18 protein-coding genes are annotated in these 18,725 nt (G+C 67.2%); 17 read left to right on the top strand and 1 reads right to left on the bottom strand.

Going from position 1 to position 18,725, the window contains the following annotated elements; translation table 11 throughout:
- The 12 genes from odhB to AC1DKV_RS37050 form a co-directional block, all read left to right on the top strand.
- Positions 1-981 (top strand): 2-oxoglutarate dehydrogenase complex dihydrolipoyllysine-residue succinyltransferase (gene odhB / locus AC1DKV_RS37105; RefSeq protein WP_477139389.1); only part of this gene is annotated, 981 nt, incomplete at its 5' end.
- A gap of 135 nt (positions 982-1,116) precedes the next feature.
- Entirely contained in the window at positions 1,117-2,553 is a 1,437-nt protein-coding gene (lpdA, locus tag AC1DKV_RS37100) for a dihydrolipoyl dehydrogenase (RefSeq protein ID WP_477139388.1), read from the top strand.
- Positions 2,554-2,724: 171 nt separating this feature from the next.
- Complete coding sequence (zapE, locus tag AC1DKV_RS37095) at positions 2,725-3,822, top strand: cell division protein ZapE (protein WP_477139387.1); 1,098 nt, start codon at positions 2,725-2,727, stop codon at positions 3,820-3,822.
- A gap of 142 nt (positions 3,823-3,964) precedes the next feature.
- Positions 3,965-6,544, top strand: coding sequence for a heavy metal translocating P-type ATPase (locus tag AC1DKV_RS37090; RefSeq protein WP_477139386.1), 2,580 nt, complete (start codon positions 3,965-3,967; stop codon positions 6,542-6,544).
- A gap of 3 nt (positions 6,545-6,547) precedes the next feature.
- Positions 6,548-6,694: a cbb3-type cytochrome oxidase assembly protein CcoS gene (ccoS, locus tag AC1DKV_RS37085; RefSeq protein WP_477139385.1), complete on the top strand. Its 147-nt coding sequence runs from the start codon at positions 6,548-6,550 to the stop codon at positions 6,692-6,694.
- A gap of 147 nt (positions 6,695-6,841) precedes the next feature.
- Positions 6,842-8,290 (top strand): cytochrome-c oxidase, cbb3-type subunit I, encoded by a 1,449-nt coding sequence (gene ccoN / locus AC1DKV_RS37080; protein ID WP_477139384.1) that lies wholly within the window; start codon positions 6,842-6,844, stop codon positions 8,288-8,290.
- A 17-nt stretch (positions 8,291-8,307) separates the two neighbouring features.
- Entirely contained in the window at positions 8,308-8,967 is a 660-nt protein-coding gene (gene ccoO, locus AC1DKV_RS37075; RefSeq protein ID WP_441623909.1) for a cytochrome-c oxidase, cbb3-type subunit II, read from the top strand.
- 3 nt (positions 8,968-8,970) lie between these two features.
- Positions 8,971-9,171 (top strand): cbb3-type cytochrome oxidase subunit 3, encoded by a 201-nt coding sequence (locus AC1DKV_RS37070; protein WP_477139383.1) that lies wholly within the window; start codon positions 8,971-8,973, stop codon positions 9,169-9,171.
- A gap of 3 nt (positions 9,172-9,174) precedes the next feature.
- Positions 9,175-10,098: a cytochrome-c oxidase, cbb3-type subunit III gene (ccoP, locus tag AC1DKV_RS37065; RefSeq protein ID WP_477139382.1), complete on the top strand. Its 924-nt coding sequence runs from the start codon at positions 9,175-9,177 to the stop codon at positions 10,096-10,098.
- 49 nt (positions 10,099-10,147) lie between these two features.
- Positions 10,148-11,647 carry a cytochrome c oxidase accessory protein CcoG gene (gene ccoG, locus AC1DKV_RS37060; RefSeq protein WP_441623904.1) on the top strand — a complete coding sequence of 500 codons (1,500 nt, stop codon included), beginning with the start codon at positions 10,148-10,150 and terminating at the stop codon, positions 11,645-11,647.
- A 49-nt stretch (positions 11,648-11,696) separates the two neighbouring features.
- Positions 11,697-11,915: a FixH family protein gene (locus AC1DKV_RS37055; RefSeq protein WP_441623902.1), complete on the top strand. Its 219-nt coding sequence runs from the start codon at positions 11,697-11,699 to the stop codon at positions 11,913-11,915.
- A gap of 2 nt (positions 11,916-11,917) precedes the next feature.
- Positions 11,918-12,163, top strand: coding sequence for a hypothetical protein (locus AC1DKV_RS37050; protein WP_441623900.1), 246 nt, complete (start codon positions 11,918-11,920; stop codon positions 12,161-12,163).
- 42 nt (positions 12,164-12,205) lie between these two features.
- Here AC1DKV_RS37050 and fnr read toward each other — a convergent pair whose 3' ends face one another.
- Positions 12,206-12,931, bottom strand: coding sequence for a fumarate/nitrate reduction transcriptional regulator Fnr (fnr, locus tag AC1DKV_RS37045; RefSeq protein WP_477139381.1), 726 nt, complete (start codon positions 12,929-12,931; stop codon positions 12,206-12,208).
- Positions 12,932-13,223: 292 nt separating this feature from the next.
- Between fnr and AC1DKV_RS37040 the strand changes: the two genes are divergently transcribed.
- From AC1DKV_RS37040 to AC1DKV_RS37020, 5 genes are all read left to right on the top strand, one after another.
- Positions 13,224-13,979: a sulfite exporter TauE/SafE family protein gene (locus AC1DKV_RS37040; RefSeq protein WP_477139380.1), complete on the top strand. Its 756-nt coding sequence runs from the start codon at positions 13,224-13,226 to the stop codon at positions 13,977-13,979.
- A gap of 586 nt (positions 13,980-14,565) precedes the next feature.
- Positions 14,566-15,582 carry an SMC-Scp complex subunit ScpB gene (scpB, locus tag AC1DKV_RS37035; RefSeq protein ID WP_477139379.1) on the top strand — a complete coding sequence of 339 codons (1,017 nt, stop codon included), beginning with the start codon at positions 14,566-14,568 and terminating at the stop codon, positions 15,580-15,582.
- A gap of 5 nt (positions 15,583-15,587) precedes the next feature.
- Entirely contained in the window at positions 15,588-17,576 is a 1,989-nt protein-coding gene (rluB, locus tag AC1DKV_RS37030) for a 23S rRNA pseudouridine(2605) synthase RluB (protein WP_477139378.1), read from the top strand.
- A gap of 346 nt (positions 17,577-17,922) precedes the next feature.
- A complete protein-coding gene (gene rimP, locus AC1DKV_RS37025; RefSeq protein ID WP_441623888.1) occupies positions 17,923-18,411 on the top strand; it encodes a ribosome maturation factor RimP in 489 nt (162 codons plus the stop codon).
- Positions 18,408-18,725, top strand: a 318-nt coding sequence (locus AC1DKV_RS37020) for a NusA N-terminal domain-containing protein (RefSeq protein WP_477139377.1), incomplete at its 3' end; no start/stop codon positions are given. The genes rimP and AC1DKV_RS37020, both read left to right, overlap by 4 nt.

The following is an 18,725-nucleotide window of genomic DNA, read 5'->3' as shown; positions in this document are numbered from 1 at the left end:
CCCGCACCTGCCGCCGCGCCCGCAGCCGCTCCGGCCGCTGCCGCGCCCGCCGCAGCCGGCGCCGTTGCCATGCCTTCGGCTGCCAAGCTGATGGCCGAAGGCGGCCTGTCGGCCAGCCAGGTTGCCGGTACGGGCCGCGATGGCCGTATCACCAAGGGCGACGTGCTCGGCGCCGCCGCTGYACCGGCCGCCGCGCCTGCCGCCAAGGCAGCCCCGGCMGCCGCCGCCAAGCCGGCACTGCAGCAAGTGTCCGCGCCGGTCGACTTCGCAGCCCTGGGCGACCGTCCGGAAGAGCGCGTGCCGATGAGCCGCCTGCGCGCCCGTATCGCCGAGCGCCTGCTGCAATCGCAATCCACCAACGCCATCCTCACCACCTTCAATGAAGTGAACATGAAGCCGGTGATGGACCTGCGCAACAAGTACAAGGACCGCTTCGAGAAGGAACACGGCGTCAAGCTGGGCTTCATGTCCTTCTTCGTCAAGGCCGCGGTGCACGCGCTGAAGAAGTTCCCGCTGATCAACGCATCGATCGACGGCAACGACATCGTCTACCACGGCTACTTCGACATCGGCATCGCGGTCGGTTCGCCGCGCGGCCTGGTGGTGCCCATCCTGCGCAACGCCGACCAGCTCAGCCTGGCCGACATCGAGAAGAAGATMGCTGAATTCGGCCAGAAGGCGAAGGACGGCAAGCTGTCGATCGAAGAAATGACCGGCGGCACCTTCTCGATCTCGAACGGCGGCGTGTTCGGCTCGATGCTGTCGACCCCGATCATCAACCCGCCGCAATCGGCCATCCTGGGCGTGCACGCCACCAAGGACCGCCCGGTGGTGGAAGACGGCCAGATCGTGATCCGTCCGATGAACTACCTGGCCATGTCCTACGACCACCGCATCATCGACGGCCGCGAAGCCGTGCTGGGCCTGGTCGCGATGAAGGATGCGCTGGAAGATCCGGCACGCCTGCTGCTGGACCTGTAAGCGTCGCGCGCATCCGAAGTGACTGAAGTCCTGCCACCCGGGCGCCGCGCGCGCCCGGGCGGGCACGACGGACCGTAGAGTTGATGGCGGCCCGGCGGGCGAGGTTGCCCCGCCCCGGGCCGCAAAAGGAAATCCATGAGCAAACAATTCGACGTGCTGGTGATCGGTGCCGGCCCCGGCGGCTATATCGCCGCCATCCGTGCCGGCCAGCTCGGCCTGAACGTGGCCTGCTGCGAAGGCAATGCCTACKACGATCCGAAGGACGAACCGCGCCTGGGCGGCACCTGCCTGAACGTRGGCTGCATYCCCTCCAAGGCSYTGCTGGCYTMCTCGGAAGAGTTCGAGAACGTGCAGCACCATCTCGGCGACCACGGCATCACCGTGGGCGACGTCAAGGTCGACGTGGCCAAGATGCTCAAGCGCAAGGACGACATCGTCGGCAAGATKACCAAGGGCATCGAGTTCCTGTTCCGCAAGAACAAGGTCACGCTGCTCAAGGGCTACGGCAAGTTCACCGGCAAGACCGCCGAGGGCTTCCAGGTCGAGATCGCCGGCAAGGCCGGCACCGAAGTCGTGACCGCCAAGCAGGTCATCATCGCCACCGGTTCCAAGGCGCGCCACCTGCCGGGCATCACCGTCGACAACAAGCTGATCAGCGATAACGAAGGCGCGCTCAAGTTCGCCGGCGTGCCGAAGAAGCTGGGCGTGATCGGCGCCGGCGTGATCGGCCTCGAGCTGGGCTCGGTGTGGCGCCGCCTGGGTGCMGAAGTSACCGTGCTGGAAGCGCTGCCCGCGTTCCTGGGTGCCGCCGACGATGGCGTGGCCAAGGAAGTGCAAAAGCTGCTGACCAAGCAAGGCCTGAAGTTMAGCCTCGGCGTGAAGGTCAACGAGGTCAAGACCGGCGCGGACAACGTCACCGTCAGCTACACCGACAAGGACGGCGCCGCGCAGACCCTGGAAGTGGATCGCCTGATCGTGTCGGTCGGCCGCGTGCCCAACACCGACAACCTCGGCCTGGAAGCCATCGGCCTGGCCGCGGACCAGCGCGGCTTMATCGAGGTGGACGATCACTGCGCCACCAAGGTGCCGGGCCTGTGGGCCATCGGCGACGTGGTGCGCGGCCCGATGCTGGCGCACAAGGCAGAAGACGAAGGCGTGGCCGTGGCCGAGCGCATTGTCGGCCAGAAGCCGCACATCGACTACAACTGCATTCCCTGGGTGATCTACACCTTCCCGGAAATCGCGTGGGTGGGCAAAACCGAGCAGCAGCTCAAGGCCGAAGGCCGCGAGTACAAGTCCGGCCAGTTCCCCTTCATGGCCAACGGCCGCGCGCTGGGCATGGGGCACTCGGATGGCTTCGTCAAGATGCTGGCCGACGCCAAGACCGACGAGATCCTGGGCGTGCACGTGGTCGCMGCGAACGCATCGGACCTGATCGCCGAAGCCGTGGTGGCGATGGAGTTCAAGGCCGCCAGCGAAGACATCGGCCGCACCTGCCATCCGCATCCGTCGATGTCGGAAGTCATGCGCGAAGCCGCTCTCGCCGTGGACAAGCGCCAGCTCAATATGTAAGGCGCATGCCAGCGTATTGGCCAGCGTATCATTGAGTACCGGCGCGCCGCTCCAGCGGCGCGCCGTTTTCGCTTTCGGGGGCGGCGGGATATTGGTATCCCGGTGCGCGCCTCGATATACTTCCAGGCGGGCCTGTCAGCATCAAGGCCGGCATCAGCGCAAGCAGTMAGCATGAACGTCCGTGAGTACTACGAGCAGGAACTGAAGCAACGCGGCTACACCTCCGACGAGGCGCAGCTGCGCGCCGTCGACCGGTTGCAGCAGTGCTATGACGAGTGGGTGGCGTACAAGAGCCGCCGCAACAGCACGCTGAAGAGGCTGCTGGTGCATCCGGACGTGCCCAAGGGCGTGTACCTGTGGGGCGGCGTGGGGCGCGGCAAGTCCTTCCTGATGGACAGTTTCTTTACCTGCGTGCCGGTGGTGCGCAAGACGCGCCTGCACTTCCATGAGTTCATGCGCGAGGTGCATCGCCAGCTCGAGGAGCTGCGCGGCCGTCCGGACCCGCTCGACGAACTGGCCAAGCGCATCGCGCGGCGGTTCCGCCTGATCTGCTTCGACGAGTTCCACGTCAACGACGTGGCCGATGCCATGATCCTGCACCGCCTGCTCCAGCAGCTGTTCGAGAACGGCGTGCAGTTCGTCATGACCTCCAACTACCGGCCGGACCTGCTCTATCCGGACGGCCTGCACCGCGACCGCGTGCTGCCCGCCATTGCGCTGCTGCAGCAAAAGCTCGACGTGCTCAACGTGGATGCCGGCATCGACTACCGCAAGCGCGCGCTGGAGCAGGTGCAGGCGTATCACACGCCGCTCGGCCCGGAGGCCAGCTCGGCACTCCGGCAGGCGTTCACCAGCATTGCCGGGGTGGCCGACGAGTCGCCCATCCTGCATATCGAGCATCGCGAACTGCGCGCGCTGCGCAAGGCTGGCGGGGCGGTCTGGTTCGATTTCAACACGCTATGCTGCGGGCCGCGCTCGCAGAACGATTATCTCGAACTGGCCACCCAGTTCCATACGGTGATCCTGTCGGACGTTCCCAAGATGACGCCGCGCATGTCGTCCGAGGCACGGCGCTTCACCTGGCTGATCGATGTCTTCTACGATCACAAGGTCAAGCTGCTGATCTCGGCCGAAGTGCCCGCCGACGAGTTGTACACCGAGGGCCAGATGTCCAACGAATTCCATCGCACCGTCTCGCGCATCATCGAGATGCAATCGCGCGAATACCTGGAAGCGCCGCGCCGCACCGTGGATACATCGCTGACCTGACCTGACCTGACCTGACCGGTCGACCTGGAGCGCTGGCCGCTCCGGGCGGGCCGGCGTGCCGCCGCCGCGTGGCACGCTTGATCCATATCAAGGCGGCTTGCMTGCGGGACTCATACCATGCACCTGGTAAAAAAGAGTCCCGATGCCCCCATCCTCCGCCGCTGCCGCCGCACCCATACCGATTACGCCGCCTGCCGGCACGGGCAGCGCGCCGGCCGCCGCCGGGCGTGCGGGCTGCTTTCATTGCGGCCAGCCGCTTGCGGCTGGCGCCCCCGTCTTGCKCGCCAGCATCGGTGGCGAGGACCATGTCTTCTGCTGCGGCGGCTGCCAGACACTGGCACAGACCCTGCACGGCGCCGGCTTTGGCCATCTCTACGGCGATCAGGCCCGGTTCGCCCGCCCCATCGATGATGCCGCGCGACGCGAAGCCGAGCCCATCTGGGCCGCCTACGACACGGAGGAGCTGCGAGCGCAGTTCGTGCGGCCGCTCGACGAGCGCCGCGCCGAGATCACGCTGGCGCCCGAGCATATCCGCTGCGCCGCCTGTGCGTGGCTGATCGAGCAGCACCTGGGCAGCCTGCCGGGGGTGGAATCGGTGATCGCCAACGTGGCCACGCGCCGTGTGATGGTGCGCTGGCGCGAGGCGGAGCAGCCGGTGTCTGCCTTGCTCGCCGCGCTGGCGTCGATCGGCTACCTGGCGTGGCCGTTCGAAGTGTCGCGCTCGGACCGCCAGGACCGCCACGCGCGCCGCGGCCTGCTGATGCGCATGGCGGTGGCCATGCTCGGCATGATGCAGGTCATGATGTACGCGTGGCCCATCTACACSCAYGAAGCCACCATCGACCCCGGCCAGTTGCAACTGATGCGCTGGGCCAGCCTGGTGCTGACCCTGCMGGTAGTGCTGTATTCGGCTTCGCCGATCTTCGCCGGCGCATGGCGCAGCCTGCGCCGGCGTCACCTGGGCATGGACGTGCCGGTGGCGATCGGCGTCGGTGCCGGCTTCGTTGCCAGCACCATCGCCACGCTGCGCGGCAGCGGCGAGGTGTACTTCGATTCCGTCACCATGTTCGTCGCCTTCCTGTTGCTGGCGCGCTACCTGGAGCTGCGTGTGCGTCAGGCTTCGCGCAGCGGCGCCGAGATGCTGGCGCGCCAGTTGCCGTCCACCTGCGAGCGCTTGCAGGCCGAAGGCGGGGTGGGGGAGCGCGTGCCGGTGGCGCGMCTGCGCGCGGGMGACCTGATCCGGGTCAAGGCCGGCGAGGTGGTGCCCGCGGACGCGACGGTCGCGGCCGGCGCCAGCGAGCTGGACGAATCGATGCTGACCGGCGAGAGCAGGCCGGTCGCACGCGGCGTGGGCGATGCGGTGCTGGCCGGCTGCTTCAATACCGCCAGTCCGCTCGAGTTGCGCGTGGCCAGGGTGGGCGCCGCCACGCGCCTGGCCGAGATCGTCGCGGTGCTGGACCGGGCGCTGGCTGAAAAGCCGCGCCTGGCCGCCATGGCCGACCGCGTGGCGGGCTGGTTCGTCGCCGTCCTGCTGGTGCTGGCGGCGGCGGCCGGCGTGGTCTGGTGGCTGTGGGTCGATCCCGCGCGCGCGCTGCCGGTTACGGTGGCGGTGCTGGTGGTGAGCTGTCCGTGCGCGTTGTCGCTGGCAACGCCGGCGGCACTGGCCGCCGCGGGTGCGGCGCTGTCGCGGCGCGGTGTGCTGCTGACGCGCGGMCACGCGCTGGAGGCGCTGGCCGGGGTCACGGACGTGATGCTGGACAAGACCGGCACGCTGACCCAGGGGCGCTTCGCGCTGGCCGGGATACATGTGGTAGGGGCGGCCGGGGCGGACGGGGTGGACGAAGCGGCGGCCAGCCTGCGTCTGGCAGCTGCCATCGAGCGCTCGGGCGAACATCCGATCGCTCGCGGCATTGTMGAGGCGGCGCAGGCGCAAGGACTGGCCGACGACACCCATGTGGTCGGCGCCGTGCGCAACGTGCCGGGCCAGGGACTGGAAGCCGAGGTGGATGGACGGCGCCTGCGGCTGGGCCGGCGCGGCTTCGTTGCCGCGCTGGCCGGCGATGCTGGCGCGGGCAGGGCCGACACCATCGAAGCGACGCTGGCCGCCAGCGAACGCCGCGGCGCCACGCTGGTCTGGCTGGGCGATGCCGCCGGCGCGCTGGCGATCTTMGCGCTGGCCGACACCGAGCGCKAGCAGGCGGCCAGCTTGCTGGCGCAGCTACGCGAGCTTGGCGTGACCACCCACCTGGTATCGGGCGACACGCCTTCGGCGGTGGGCTGGTGGGCCGACCATTTCGGCATCGCGCGCCGCGAGGGCGGCGTCACTCCCGAGGGCAAGCGCGCATACGTGGCGCGCCTGCAGCGCGCCGGCGCGGTGGTGCTGGCGGTCGGCGACGGCATCAACGACGCGCCGGTGCTCGCGCAGGCGCAGGTGTCCATCGCCATCGGCAGCGGCGCGCCGCTGGCACAGGCCGGCGCCGACGCCGTGCTCGCGCACGGGCGCATCGCCGAGATCGCGCAGGCGCTGCGCACCGCGCGCCGCACGCGCCGCGTGGTGCGCCAGAACCTCGGCTGGGCCTTTGCCTACAACGTCATCGCCATCCCGCTGGCGGCCACCGGCCATGTCACCGCCTGGATGGCGGGCATCGGCATGTCGCTGTCGTCGCTGCTGGTGGTGGCCAATGCCTGGCGCCTGCTGCGCGCCGGCAAGACCGGAGACTGACGCATGGACATGCTTTACCTGCTGGTGCCGATGAGCCTGGTGCTGGTGGCGGTGATCGCAGGCGCCCTCTGGTGGGCGCTGCACGCCGGCCAGTACGACGATCTCGATCGTCCCGCCGAAGCCATCCTGCTGGACAACKACAAGCCTTGAGACCGGTGCCGCGGCTGCCCGCGGGCAACGCGCCAGCGAGCAAGTTCCAGGGCTTTCCGATGCGCTTGATACAGATCAAGACACCCCATGCCGGGTTTTCCTACAGTCACGTCATCAATTTCTGCTTTCTACAATCTGGGGGTCTGAATGGATGTCACCGCCGCGTCTTCTCGCGCCGACACCTTCAATTACGGCGTCGTGCGGCAATTTGCCGTCATGACGGTCGTGTGGGGGATCGTCGGCATGGCCGTCGGCGTGCTGCTCGCAGCACAGCTGATCTGGCCTGAACTCAACTTCAATACSCCGTGGCTGTCGTTCGGGCGCCTGCGKCCGCTGCATACCAAYGCGGTGATCTTTGCCTTCGGCGGCAGCGCGCTGTTCGCCACCTCCTACTACGTGGTGCAGCGTACCTGCCAGGCGCGCCTGTTCTGCGGCCCGCTGGCGGCCTTCACGTTCTGGGGCTGGCAGCTTGTGATCGTGGCAGCGGCCATCACGCTGCCCATGGGCATCACCAGCTCGAAGGAATACGCCGAGCTCGAATGGCCGATCGACATCCTCATCACGCTGGTGTGGGTGGCCTACGCCATCGTGTTCTTCGGCACCATCGTCAAGCGCAAGACCCGCCATATCTACGTGGCCAACTGGTTCTTCGGCGCCTACATCCTGACCATCGCCATCCTGCATATCGTCAACAATATCGAGATGCCGGTGTCKATGTGGAAGTCCTACTCGGCTTACGCCGGCGTGCAGGACGCGATGGTGCAGTGGTGGTACGGCCATAACGCGGTGGGCTTCTTCCTGACCACCAGCTTCCTGGGCATGATGTATTACTTCATCCCCAAGCAGGCCGGTCGCCCGATCTATTCCTACCGCCTGTCGATCGTCCACTTCTGGGCGCTCAACTTCACCTATATGTGGGCCGGTCCCCACCACCTGCAATACACGGCGCTGCCCGACTGGGCGCAGTCGCTGGGCATGGTGTTCTCGCTGATCCTGCTGGCGCCGTCGTGGGGCGGCATGATCAACGGCATCATGACCTTGTCGGGTGCCTGGCACAAGCTGCGCACCGACCCCATCCTCAAGTTCCTGGTGGTGGCGCTGTCGTTCTACGGCATGGCGACGTTCGAGGGCTCGATGATGTCGAWCAAGACCGTCAACGCGCTGTCGCACTACACGGACTGGACCATCGGCCACGTGCACTCCGGCGCGCTGGGCTGGGTCGCGATGATCTCCATCGGTTCGCTCTACTACCTGATCCCGCGGCTGTTCGGCGAGAAAGAGATGTACAGCGTGCGCCTGATCGAGCTGCACTTCTGGATCGCCACCATCGGCGTGGTGCTGTACATCGCCTCGATGTGGATCGCCGGCGTGATGGAAGGCCTGATGTGGCGCGCCACGCAGCCCGACGGCACGCTCACCTACGCCTTCGTGGAAGCGGTCAAGGCCAAGTACCCGTTCTACCTGATCCGTCTGCTGGGCGGCCTGTGCTTCCTCTCCGGCATGCTGCTGATGGCCTACAACGTGGCCAAGACCATCATCGGCAAGCCCGCCGTGGACGCGCCGATCCCGGCGACGGCCGCCGCCGCCGCCCACTGACTACGCCAGGAGAAATGATGTCGCAGAAACAAAGCTTCTTTTCTCACGAGACCCTGGAGAAGAACATCGGCTGGCTGATCATCTGCACCATCCTGGTGGTCAGCATCGCTGGGCTGGTCCAGATCGTGCCGCTGTTCTTCCAGCACTCCACCACCGAGCCGGACCCCGGCATCAAGCCGTATTCGCCGCTGCGCCTGATGGGCCGCGACGTCTACATCCGCGAAGGCTGCGTGGGTTGCCACTCGCAGCAGGTGCGCACGCTGCAGGCCGAGACCGAGCGCTACGGCCACTACTCGACGGCGGGCGAATCGGTCTACGACCACCCCTTCTTGTGGGGCTCCAAGCGYACCGGCCCSGACYTGGCGCGMGTSGGCGGGCGCTACTCCGAAGACTGGCAGCGCATCCACCTGCGCAACCCGCGCGACGTGGTGCCCGAATCGGTGATGCCGTCGTACCCGTGGCTCGAGAAGGCACCGTTGCCTACCGGCGACATCCGTGACCGCATGCGCGCGCTCAAGCGCCTGGGCGTGCCCTATACGGAGGCCGAGATCGAGCAGGCGCCAGCCACGCTGGAGGGCAAGACCGAGGAAGACGCGCTGGTGGCCTACCTGCAGGAACTCGGCATCAGCAAGCGCAACGTCCGCGTGGACACAGCGGCCGCGTCCGCCAAGGAGTAAGCCATGGCCATGATCACTGCATTCTCCACCGTGGTTTCGATGATCGCGTTCCTGGCGATCTGCTGGTGGGCCTGGTCGGCCGGCCGCCAGMCCGCCAACGCGGAGTCGGCGCTGCTGCCGTTCGCGCTGCCCGACGAACCGCTCGCCGCCAGCCAAGAGCGCAGCCCCGCGGGCGGCGCCAACCATACCAAGCAGGGACACTGAGTCATGAGCGACTTCTTCACGGATTTCTGGAGTTACTACATTGCCGCCATTGCGCTGGTCGGCATCGTCTGGTGCGTGTGGCTGCTGTTCTCGCAACGCAAGGTGACMAAGGTGGCGGGCGCCGGCCAGGACACCGGCCACGTGTGGGACGGCGACCTGCGCGAACTGAACAACCCGCTGCCGCGCTGGTGGATGTGGATGTTCCTGCTGGCGTGCATCTTCGGCCTGGCATACCTGGTGCTGTATCCCGGCCTCGGCTCCTACGCCGGCGTGCTCAAGTACTCCTCGCAGGGAGAACTGGCGGCGCACCGCCAGGCTGCCGAACAGGTGCAGAACGAAATCTACGGCAAGTACATGAAGATGGACGTCAAGCAGGTGGCGGCGGACCCGCAGGCGCGCGAGATCGGCCAGCGGCTGTTCCTCAACTACTGCGCGCAGTGCCACGGCTCGGACGCGCGCGGCAGCCGCGGCTTTCCCAACCTGACCGACGCCGACTGGCTGTATGGCGGCGAGCCCGCCACCATCACCCAGACCATCACCAAGGGCCGCAACGGCGTGATGCCGTCGCAGGCCGCCACCGTCGATGCAAAGCTGGCCGGCGACGTGGCGCAGTACGTGCGCTCGCTGTCGGGGCTGGCGTCCGATCCGATCCGCGCCTCGCGCGGCGAGAGCACCTTCAAGTCGACCTGCGCGGCCTGCCACGGCTCCACCGGCAAGGGCAAMCAGGCGCTCGGCGCGCCCAACCTGTCGGACAACGTCTGGCTGTACGGCAGCTCGGAGGCGAGCATCGTCGACGCCATCCTGAAGGGCCACAACAACCATATGCCCGCGCACGAAGAGATCCTGACGCCCGAGCGCATCCGCATGCTGACCGCCTACGTATGGGGGCTGTCCAACAGCGGGGCAGGCACCGGGAGCGGCCAATGAGCGTGGCAGCATGCCTGCGTGACCCTTGCGCGGGCGGAGACAACAATCCATGAACGCCCCCGAACCGGAGCCGCTTGCCAGGTCTGGCACCTCGCAACCGGCCCAGCGCGAGAGCGCATCCGCCACGGCGGATGCGCAGAGCTCCGACGAAACCCTCTACGAAGTCCGCCGCAAGATCTATCCGCGCTCGGTGTCCGGCGCGTTCTCGCGCTGGCGGGTCTGGATGGTGGTCCTGACCCAGCTGTTCTTCTACGGCATGCCCTGGCTGCAATGGAATGGCCGCCAGGCCATGCTGTTCGACCTTGGCGCGCGCAAGTTCTATATCTTCGGCCTGGTGTTGTGGCCGCAGGACGTGATCTACCTCGCGGTGCTGCTKGTCATCTCCGCGCTCTCGCTGTTCCTGTTCACCGCCATCGCGGGCAGGCTGTTCTGCGGCTATGCATGTCCGCAGACGGTCTATACCGAGATTTTCATGTGGATCGAGCGGCATGTCGAAGGCGACCGCTTCGCGCGCATCCGCCTCGACGGCGATCCGTGGAGCGTACGCAAGCTGCGGCTCAAGGCCTCCAAGCATACGCTGTGGATCCTGATCGCACTGTGGACGGGCTTTACCTTCGTCGGCTACTTCTCGCCGATCCGCGCGCTCGGCGCCCAGGTGCTGAGCCTGTCGCTGGGCCCGTGGCAGACTTTCTGGATGCTGTTCTACGCGTTCGCCACCTGGGGCAACGCCGGCTTCATGCGCGAGCAGGTGTGCAAGTACATGTGCCCCTACGCACGCTTCCAGAGCGTGATGGTGGACCGCGACACCTATGTCGTGACCTACGACGTGGGCCGCGGCGAGCCGCGCGGCAGCCGCTCGCGCAAGGCCGACTACAAGGCTTCGGGCCTCGGCGATTGCGTGAACTGCAGCATCTGCGTGCAGGTATGCCCGACCGGCATCGATATCCGCGACGGCCTGCAGTACGACTGCATCGGCTGCGGCGCCTGCATCGATGCCTGCAACCAGGTCATGGACAAGATGGCGTACCCGCGCGGGCTGATCCGCTACACGTCGGAGAACGCCATGCGCCGCGCACTCTCGGAAGCGGTGGCGCGCAAGCGCCTGGTGCGTCCGCGCACGGTGGTGTACTCGGTGATCTGGCTGGCCCTGGCCGCCGGCTTCATGGCCTCGCTGGCCATGCGCACGCCGCTCAAGGTGGACATCATCCGCGACCGCGGCGCGCTCGGCCGGGAAGTGGAGGGCCGCTGGATCGAGAACGTGTACCGGCTGCAGTTGATCAACACGACCGAAGCACCGATGCGCGTCGCGATCCGCGCCGAGAGCGACGAACTGAAGGGCCTCGCGGTGGAGTACGACCACAGCGCCGGCAACCTCGATCCCACGTCGAACCGGCTGATTCCGATTCGCGTGCGCGTGCCGATCGAAGCCGCGGGCCACGGCACGCACAAGATCCAGGTCACGGTGAGCACCGCCGGCAGCGAAGCCGGAGGCGCCAGCGCCGCGGAGATCAGCCAGAGCACGAGCTTTATCGTGCCGCGCAATCTGTGACGCCGGCCGCCGGAGTCACAGGTCAAACACGCAACATAGAGGAGGCCAGATGACGCAGCAAAGCAATCCCTGGTGGAAGGAGCCCTGGCCGTGGCTGCTGATGAGCGGCCCGCTGGTCGCGATGGTGGGCTGCGGCTTCACCATCTGGCTGGCGATGTCGCATCCCGACCAGCCGGTCGTGGAGGGCGTGTCGCGGCACGGGCTGGTGGTCGAGAAGGCCCGAGGCGCCACGCGCGATGCAGTGCCGGCCGCGACGCAGGCGAGGTGACCATGAGACTGCGCTGGCTGATGTGGGTGCTGTGGCCCGGTTTCCTGGTGGGCGGCCTGACCACCGCGCTGGTGTTCTCGATGATCGATCCGGGGGACCTGCATTTCTTCGGGCAGCCGGTGGAGGCCTCGCGCGAAGCGGTCTACACGGTGGGATTCCTGTTCGCGTGGGTGCTCTGCTCGTTATCGAGCGGGCTCACGCTGTACACGATGCCGACGCGGCTGGCCGACACCGACGAGCTGGAATGAGGCGGCCGCGCCGCGCGCGCCGCCGGAGATCGGCCTGGCGGCCTAGCAGGACTTGTTGACGATCTGCTTGATGCCSGSCATGTCGAYSAGCTTGACGTGGCGCTGGCGGATCTGGATCAGCCCGGCTTCCGCGAAGCGGGAGAACAGCCGGCTGACCGTCTCGAGCTTGAGCCCGAGATAGCTGCCGATTTCTTCCCGGCTCATGCGCAGCACGAATTCGGAAGACGAGTAGCCGCGCGCGGAAAGCCGCTCCGACAGATTGATCAGGAAGGTGGCGAGGCGTTCTTCGGCGCGCATCGAGCCGAGCGTGATCAGCATGACCTGGTCCTGCGAGATCTCCCGGCTCATCAGCCGCATGAACTGGTGCTGCAGGGACGGCAGGGAGCCGGACAGCGCTTCGAGATCGCCGAAGCGCACGACGCAGACTTCGGTATCCTCGAGCGCGGTGGCATCGGACGCATGCTGCATCTCGCCGAGGCCGTCCAGGCCGACGACTTCGCCGGGAAGGTGAAAGCCGGTGATCTGGGAGCGACCATCTTCCATGGTCAGGTGGGTCTTGAGCGTACCGAAGCGGATCGCATAGACGGCGGTGAGCGGGTCGCCGAGGCGGTACAGGGTCTCGCCCTTGCGTACGCGCACCMGCTCCTGCACCAGCGTATCCATTTTCTCGAGGTCCTGCTGCGACATGCCGACGGGCAGGCAGAGCTGGCCCAGCGAGCAGGTGGAGCAGCGGGGCGACATCTCGGTGATGGGAATGGAGGTGAGCAATTGGGGCCTGTCCGGTTTGGCGCAGTCAATCCAGCGCTGTGGGGCAGGCGCATGGCGTTGAGAGCTTGACGTTGAAAGCGTCGGTTTCAGGCACCGTCGGCATCAGCCCTGGCGCGCGAGTCTGGCGCGCTTGCACCCTCTGGCGGGATGCTGCGCACCGTTGCTCGTCGTCATGTCTGCGATCACGCGCATTGGCGCGGGCGCTGGGCAGGAAATCGACAGCGCCTCTGGGATCTGCGGGGGCGCGTTAGCCGCATTTTAACGCGCGAAACGTTACGACAGGGAGTAGAAGTTGACCATAGGCGTGCTTTTCAGTGTATTTACCCTGGCCTTGCTGGGTGGCGTGCACTGTGCAGCGATGTGCGGCGGGATCGCGCTGGCCGCCGAGCAGGGCGGTGTCGCGCGGGTGCCGGCGACCATCCTGCGGCGTCCCGGCCACTGGCTGATCGAGTTGCTGGTCATGCATGCCGGCCGGCTCAGCATGTATGCGGTGCTGGGGGCATTGCTCGGTGCGCTTGGCGCCGCTGCCTGGAAGGCGCAGTACCTGCCGGTGCAGCGCTGGCTGTTCGGCGCCGGCAGCGTGATGCTGGTGGTGTCGGGGCTGTGGATGCTGGGCGGGCGCACGCCCGGCGCGGGCTGGCTTGAACGGCTGGCTGCCCGCGGTGCCGGCGGCTTGCTGCTGGGCTTGGCGGCGGCCGGACGGCTCGCCGGCACGGCGTTGCCGCAAGCGCGGCTGCTGCGCCGCTATGGCATGGGGCTGGCATGGGGGCTGGTGCCGTGCGGCATGGTGTATGGCGCACTGGCCATGGCGCTGCTGGCGGGCAACGCCGCCTCCGGCGCCCTGGTGATGGCCGTGTTCGGCCTGGGCACCTTGCCCAACTTGCTGGTGATTTCGGGGCTGTCGGGCTATTTCCGGCAATGGTCGCGCCGTCMGCTGGTACGCGCCGTGGCCGGGCTCGCCGTGATCGGCTTTGGCGTGGCGGGCGTGGCGCGGGCGCTGCTTTTGCCAGAGTCGCTGGCGGCGCATGGCTTCTGCCTGGTCTTCTGAGAGGCGCTCCGGTGACGCGCCGCGCACTCGGACAGGTCGATTCGCAAGGGAAGCGGTTGCAGGTTTGCCAGGGAATGCCATACAATCGCAAGAACAGCGATATCGCGCAGCGTAATTCATCGTGGCATCGCCGGTTAGCATTCGCATCTCAGGGATGCATGCCAGGAACCCCCGGGCAGGTATGACCGCCAGGGACCGTTCCCCACCCGCCGTCCGGTTTAAAAGATTCGGTTCAAAAGACCAGCCTCGGCAGGGCGGGGCGAGATAAGCCACGCAGGTCCGATATCCGTTATTTTCTTGCGCCCGGGGCGATCGATGTCGCGCCGGACAAGTCCGCCACATCAGGGGGGAGGCGCGACGCAAGGGCTCCGTCGACCGGCAGGTAGAGCCGGTGGCCGGGCGATCTCCTGCCGGTCAGGTCCGGCATCCGATGCAAAAAAGAAAGCGCACTGCCGGCAATGCAACGAGCATGCGGTTGGCTGCGCGGACAGATGGCGGTGGCAATCCCTACCGCTGAACCCGCAATCTCCAGTGCGTCCCKGATATTCAGGGGCGCAGGTGCAAAGACAGGCTGCACGCAATCAACATGAATACCCAAGAGGCGAAGATCGTCCTCGAGACCGCGCTGATCTGTGCGCAGGAACCTTTGCGCGTCCATGACATGCGGCGGTTGTTCGCCGACGACGTCGGTGCCGACACCATCCGGGTCCTGCTCGACGAGCTGCGCCGCGACTGGGAGMAGCGCGGCGTGGAACTGGTGGCGCTGGCCAGCGGCTGGCGCTTCCAGAGCCGCCCCGCCATGCGCGAATACCTCGACCGGCTCAATCCCGAGAAGCCGCCGAAGTATTCCCGCGCGGTGATGGAGACGCTGGCGATCATCGCTTACCGGCAGCCGGTCACGCGGGGCGATATCGAGGAGATCCGCGGCGTCACGGTGAGCACCGAAGTGGTGAAGAAGCTCGAAGACCGCAGCTGGATCGAGGTCATCGGGCACCGCGACGTGCCCGGACGCCCGGCGCTGTACGCCACCACCAAGGCCTTCCTCGACGACCTTGGCCTGCGTACGCTGGACGAGCTGCCGCCGCTGGAAGACATGCAGGCGCAGTCGCAGGTCGCGTTGCTGAACCAGGAGCCGATCGATTTCGAGTCCCTGGGCAGCGTACCCGCCGGCAGCGACGAAGAAGCGTTCGCGCTGGCGGCGCCTGACGAGGCTGAGTCCGCCCAGGCGGATCCCGCCGGGCAGGCTGCTGCTGCCGAGGGTGAGGCCGAAGCTGCGGCACTGCCCGAGGCGGATGCGGAGCCGGTTCGGGAGCTGGCTACGGCAGGTGAGCCTGCAGTGCAAGCCGCTGTCGGGCCCGCAAGCGTGACGTCCGGTGCAGGCCCGGGCATCGAGGAAGAAGAATCCGCCGCCGAGGCGGAGCCCGCCGCGACCGACGGCGAGGCAGATGAAGAAGCGGAAGAGCGAGCCCCGGCCAACGGTTACCACGTGCAAGTGGCCTCCGGCGAGCAGGAGCCCGAAGCCCCGGCATCGTCGGGCATGAACCCGGCGAATCCGGCGCACCCTAGCGAGCACGATGAGCTCGACGAGCGCGTGTCCAACTGAACACCATGCAACATCCGAATGTGAATACCTTGTCCGATTCTGTTGATCAAGACGTCCGCCCGGCGGATGCGCCGGCCGGCGACGCCGGCAACGGCGCCGAAGGCGCACCGCGCCGCAAGGGCCTGCGCCGTGGCTTGCGCAACCTGGTAGCCACGCGCCGCCAGTCTGCGCAGGACCGCGAGGGCGGCCGCCCCGCCGATGGCGAGCAGGCCGCCGCTCCCGAGGCTGGTGCGTCCGACGCCCAGCCCGGACAGGGCGACGGCGCGCGCAAGGGGCGCACCCGTGGCAAGCGCAAGCCCGCCGAAGGCGAGGCGGCACAGGCCGGCGAGCAGCAGGGCGAGCGCCCGGCGCCGCGTGGGCGCCGCGCAGCCGGTGGCGACGCCGCCGGTGTGGGCGAGGCAGGTGCCGAAGTCGCCGGYGAACKCCAGCGCGACGGGGCACGACCCAACGGCGCACGCAAGCGCAAGCCTCAACAGGGTCAGGGCCAGGGTCAGCAGGGCCAGGCGCAGCCCCAGGGCCGCCGCGGCGGCGCCGAAGGCCAGCAGGGCGCAGGGCGCCAGGCAGGCAAGGGCAACAAGGGCAAGGGCGGCGGCGCACAGCGCCCGGCGCCGGGTGCGGCCGACAAGGCGCCGGCCGCTGCCGCGGCAAGCGGCGAAGATCTGTTCCGCTTCGTGATTTCCGGGCAGTACKACCAGGAAGACGCCAGCGGTGCGCGTGCCAAGGTCAAGCCAGTGCGCGAACTCTCCGCGGACGACGACGCTCCCAAGCTGCACAAGGTGCTTGCCGAAGGCGGCCTGGGCTCGCGCCGCKAGATGGAAGAACTGATCCTGCAAGGGCGCGTGTCGGTCAACGGCCTGCCGGCCCATATCGGCCAGCGTATCCTGCCGGCCGACCAGGTCCGCGTCAACGGCAAGCTGATCCACCGCCGCGTGTCGACCAAGCCGCCGCGCGTGCTGCTGTACCACAAGCCGTCCGGCGAGATCGTCAGCCAGTCGGATCCGGAAGGCCGTCCCACCGTGTTCGACAGCCTGCCGCGCATCAAGGCAGGGAAGTGGGTGGCCGTCGGCCGCCTCGACTTCAACACTGAAGGCCTGCTGATCTTCACCTCTTCGGGTGACATCGCCAACAAGTTCATGCATCCGCGCTACGGCGTGGAGCGCGAATACGCGGTGCGCACGCTGGGTGAACTGGCCGAGGCCGATCGCCAGCGCCTGCTGCACGGCATCAAGCTCGACGATGGCGAGGCCAATTTCCTGCGCATCGCCGATGGCGGCGGCGAGGGCATCAACCACTGGTATCACGTGGCGCTGACCGAAGGCCGCAACCGCGAAGTGCGTCGCATGTTCGAGGCGGTTGGCCTGACCGTGTCGCGCCTGATCCGTACCCGCTACGGCCAGTTCCTGCTGCCGCGCGGCCTCAAGCGTGGCCGCTGGCAGGAACTTGAAGCCGACGATGTGCGCGCGCTGATGGCATCCATCGGCCTGAAGGCGCCGTCGAAGGGTGACAGCCAGCCCAAGGGCGGCAACAGCAAGGTCACMGGGCGCAAGGCGCGCACCKAGGCGGCCATTGCCKGCATGCCGATGCCGACCGGCATGGACKGCCTGCCGCGCGTGAACCGCGGCAACGGTCCGCGTGGCGGCGGTGCCGGTCGTGGCCAGCCGGATCCCATGCAGACGTCGATGGGCTATATCGGTGGCCCGACCCTGCTGACGTCGCATACCACCAAGCTCGGTGGCGGCGCGGCGGGCACGCCGCGCGGCCCTGGCGGCATGGGTGGGCGCGGTGGACGTGGCGCCCGCGGCGCCAGCGGCATGGGCGGCATGGGCGGCATGGGTGGCATGGGTGGCATGGGTGGCATGGGCGGCGGCCAGGGTCGCGGCCCGCGCCGCGGCGGCGGCGGCGGCGGCGAGGCGAACGGAAATGTGATGCCGCAGCCTGGCAAGGCGAACGGCAATCGCCGTCCGCGCGGCGGCGGCCGGGACGGCAACCGCTGACGCTTTTGTAGTGCCGGGTGGCGGGGATTACGGTCGGGAAGGAGTGAGGCGCGTCGCGCATTGTCCTCCCGTCCGGGTTTCTCCCGGCTATCTCTTTGCCTTTTGCACCGCAACGGCGTATAATCCAAGTCTATTCAAAAGTCATCCTGAAAAAGGATGGGCGAATGATGGGCATTGCGCCCATTTTTTTTTGGTTMGCCCAATCCGCATGCATGCCGTCCTTGCGCGGCGCGCCGGTCGGGGTGACGGGCAGGCAAGCAGGCTGCGAAGCCGTCTTCAAAAGAAAGGCGGCAGTGCCRGTGGGCTGGGTCTGCCACGGTATTGATGGCCATTATTCGGGAATACAGTGCATCTGGCAGATTTGATCGAAACCACCCTGAACGGCATGGGGTACGAGCTGGTTGAGCTCGAGCGCGCTCCGGGCGGATTGATGCGCGTCTATATCGATCAGCCTGAAACCGGGATTGTCATCGAGGATTGCGAGAAGGTAAGCCGTCAGCTTACCCACGTGCTCACGGTCGAGAATATCGACTACGAGCGTCTCGAAGTGTCCTCGCCGGGGCTGGACCGGCCGCTCAAGAAACTGGCTGACTACGTCCGCTTTGCGGGCCAGGAAGCCAGGGTCACGCTGCGCCTCCCGGTCGACGGCCAGAAGAACTTCGTCGGCATCCTGCAGGCACCCACCGGCGAGCCGGGGGCGGAGCAGATCGGCCTGGAGTTCGACGGCAAGGACGGCACGGCACTGCTGGAATTCGCCATATCCGATGTCGATCGCGCACGCCTGGTGCCGGTGATCGACTTCAAAGGAAATCAGAAAAAAGGGAACAAGCAATGAGCCGCGAAGTTCTGTTGCTCGTCGATGCGCTTGCGCGTGAGAAGAACGTCGACAAGGATGTGGTATTCGGTGCGCTGGAAGCGGCACTCGCTTCGGCAACCAAGAAGCGCTTCGAGGAAGACGTKGATATCCGTGTCTCCATCGATCGTGAATCCGGCGAGCATGAAACGTTMCGCCGCTGGCTCGTGGTCCCCGATGAACAGGGTCTGCAGGAGCCGGACAAGCAGATCCTGATGTTCGAAGMGCGCGAGCAGAGCGCCGACATMGAGCTCGACGAGTTCATCGAAGAGCAGATCGAGTCGGTAGAGTTCGGC

The organism is Cupriavidus sp. 05T41, assembly GCF_056396525.1.
This window is presented reverse-complemented; position numbering and strand designations above follow the sequence as displayed.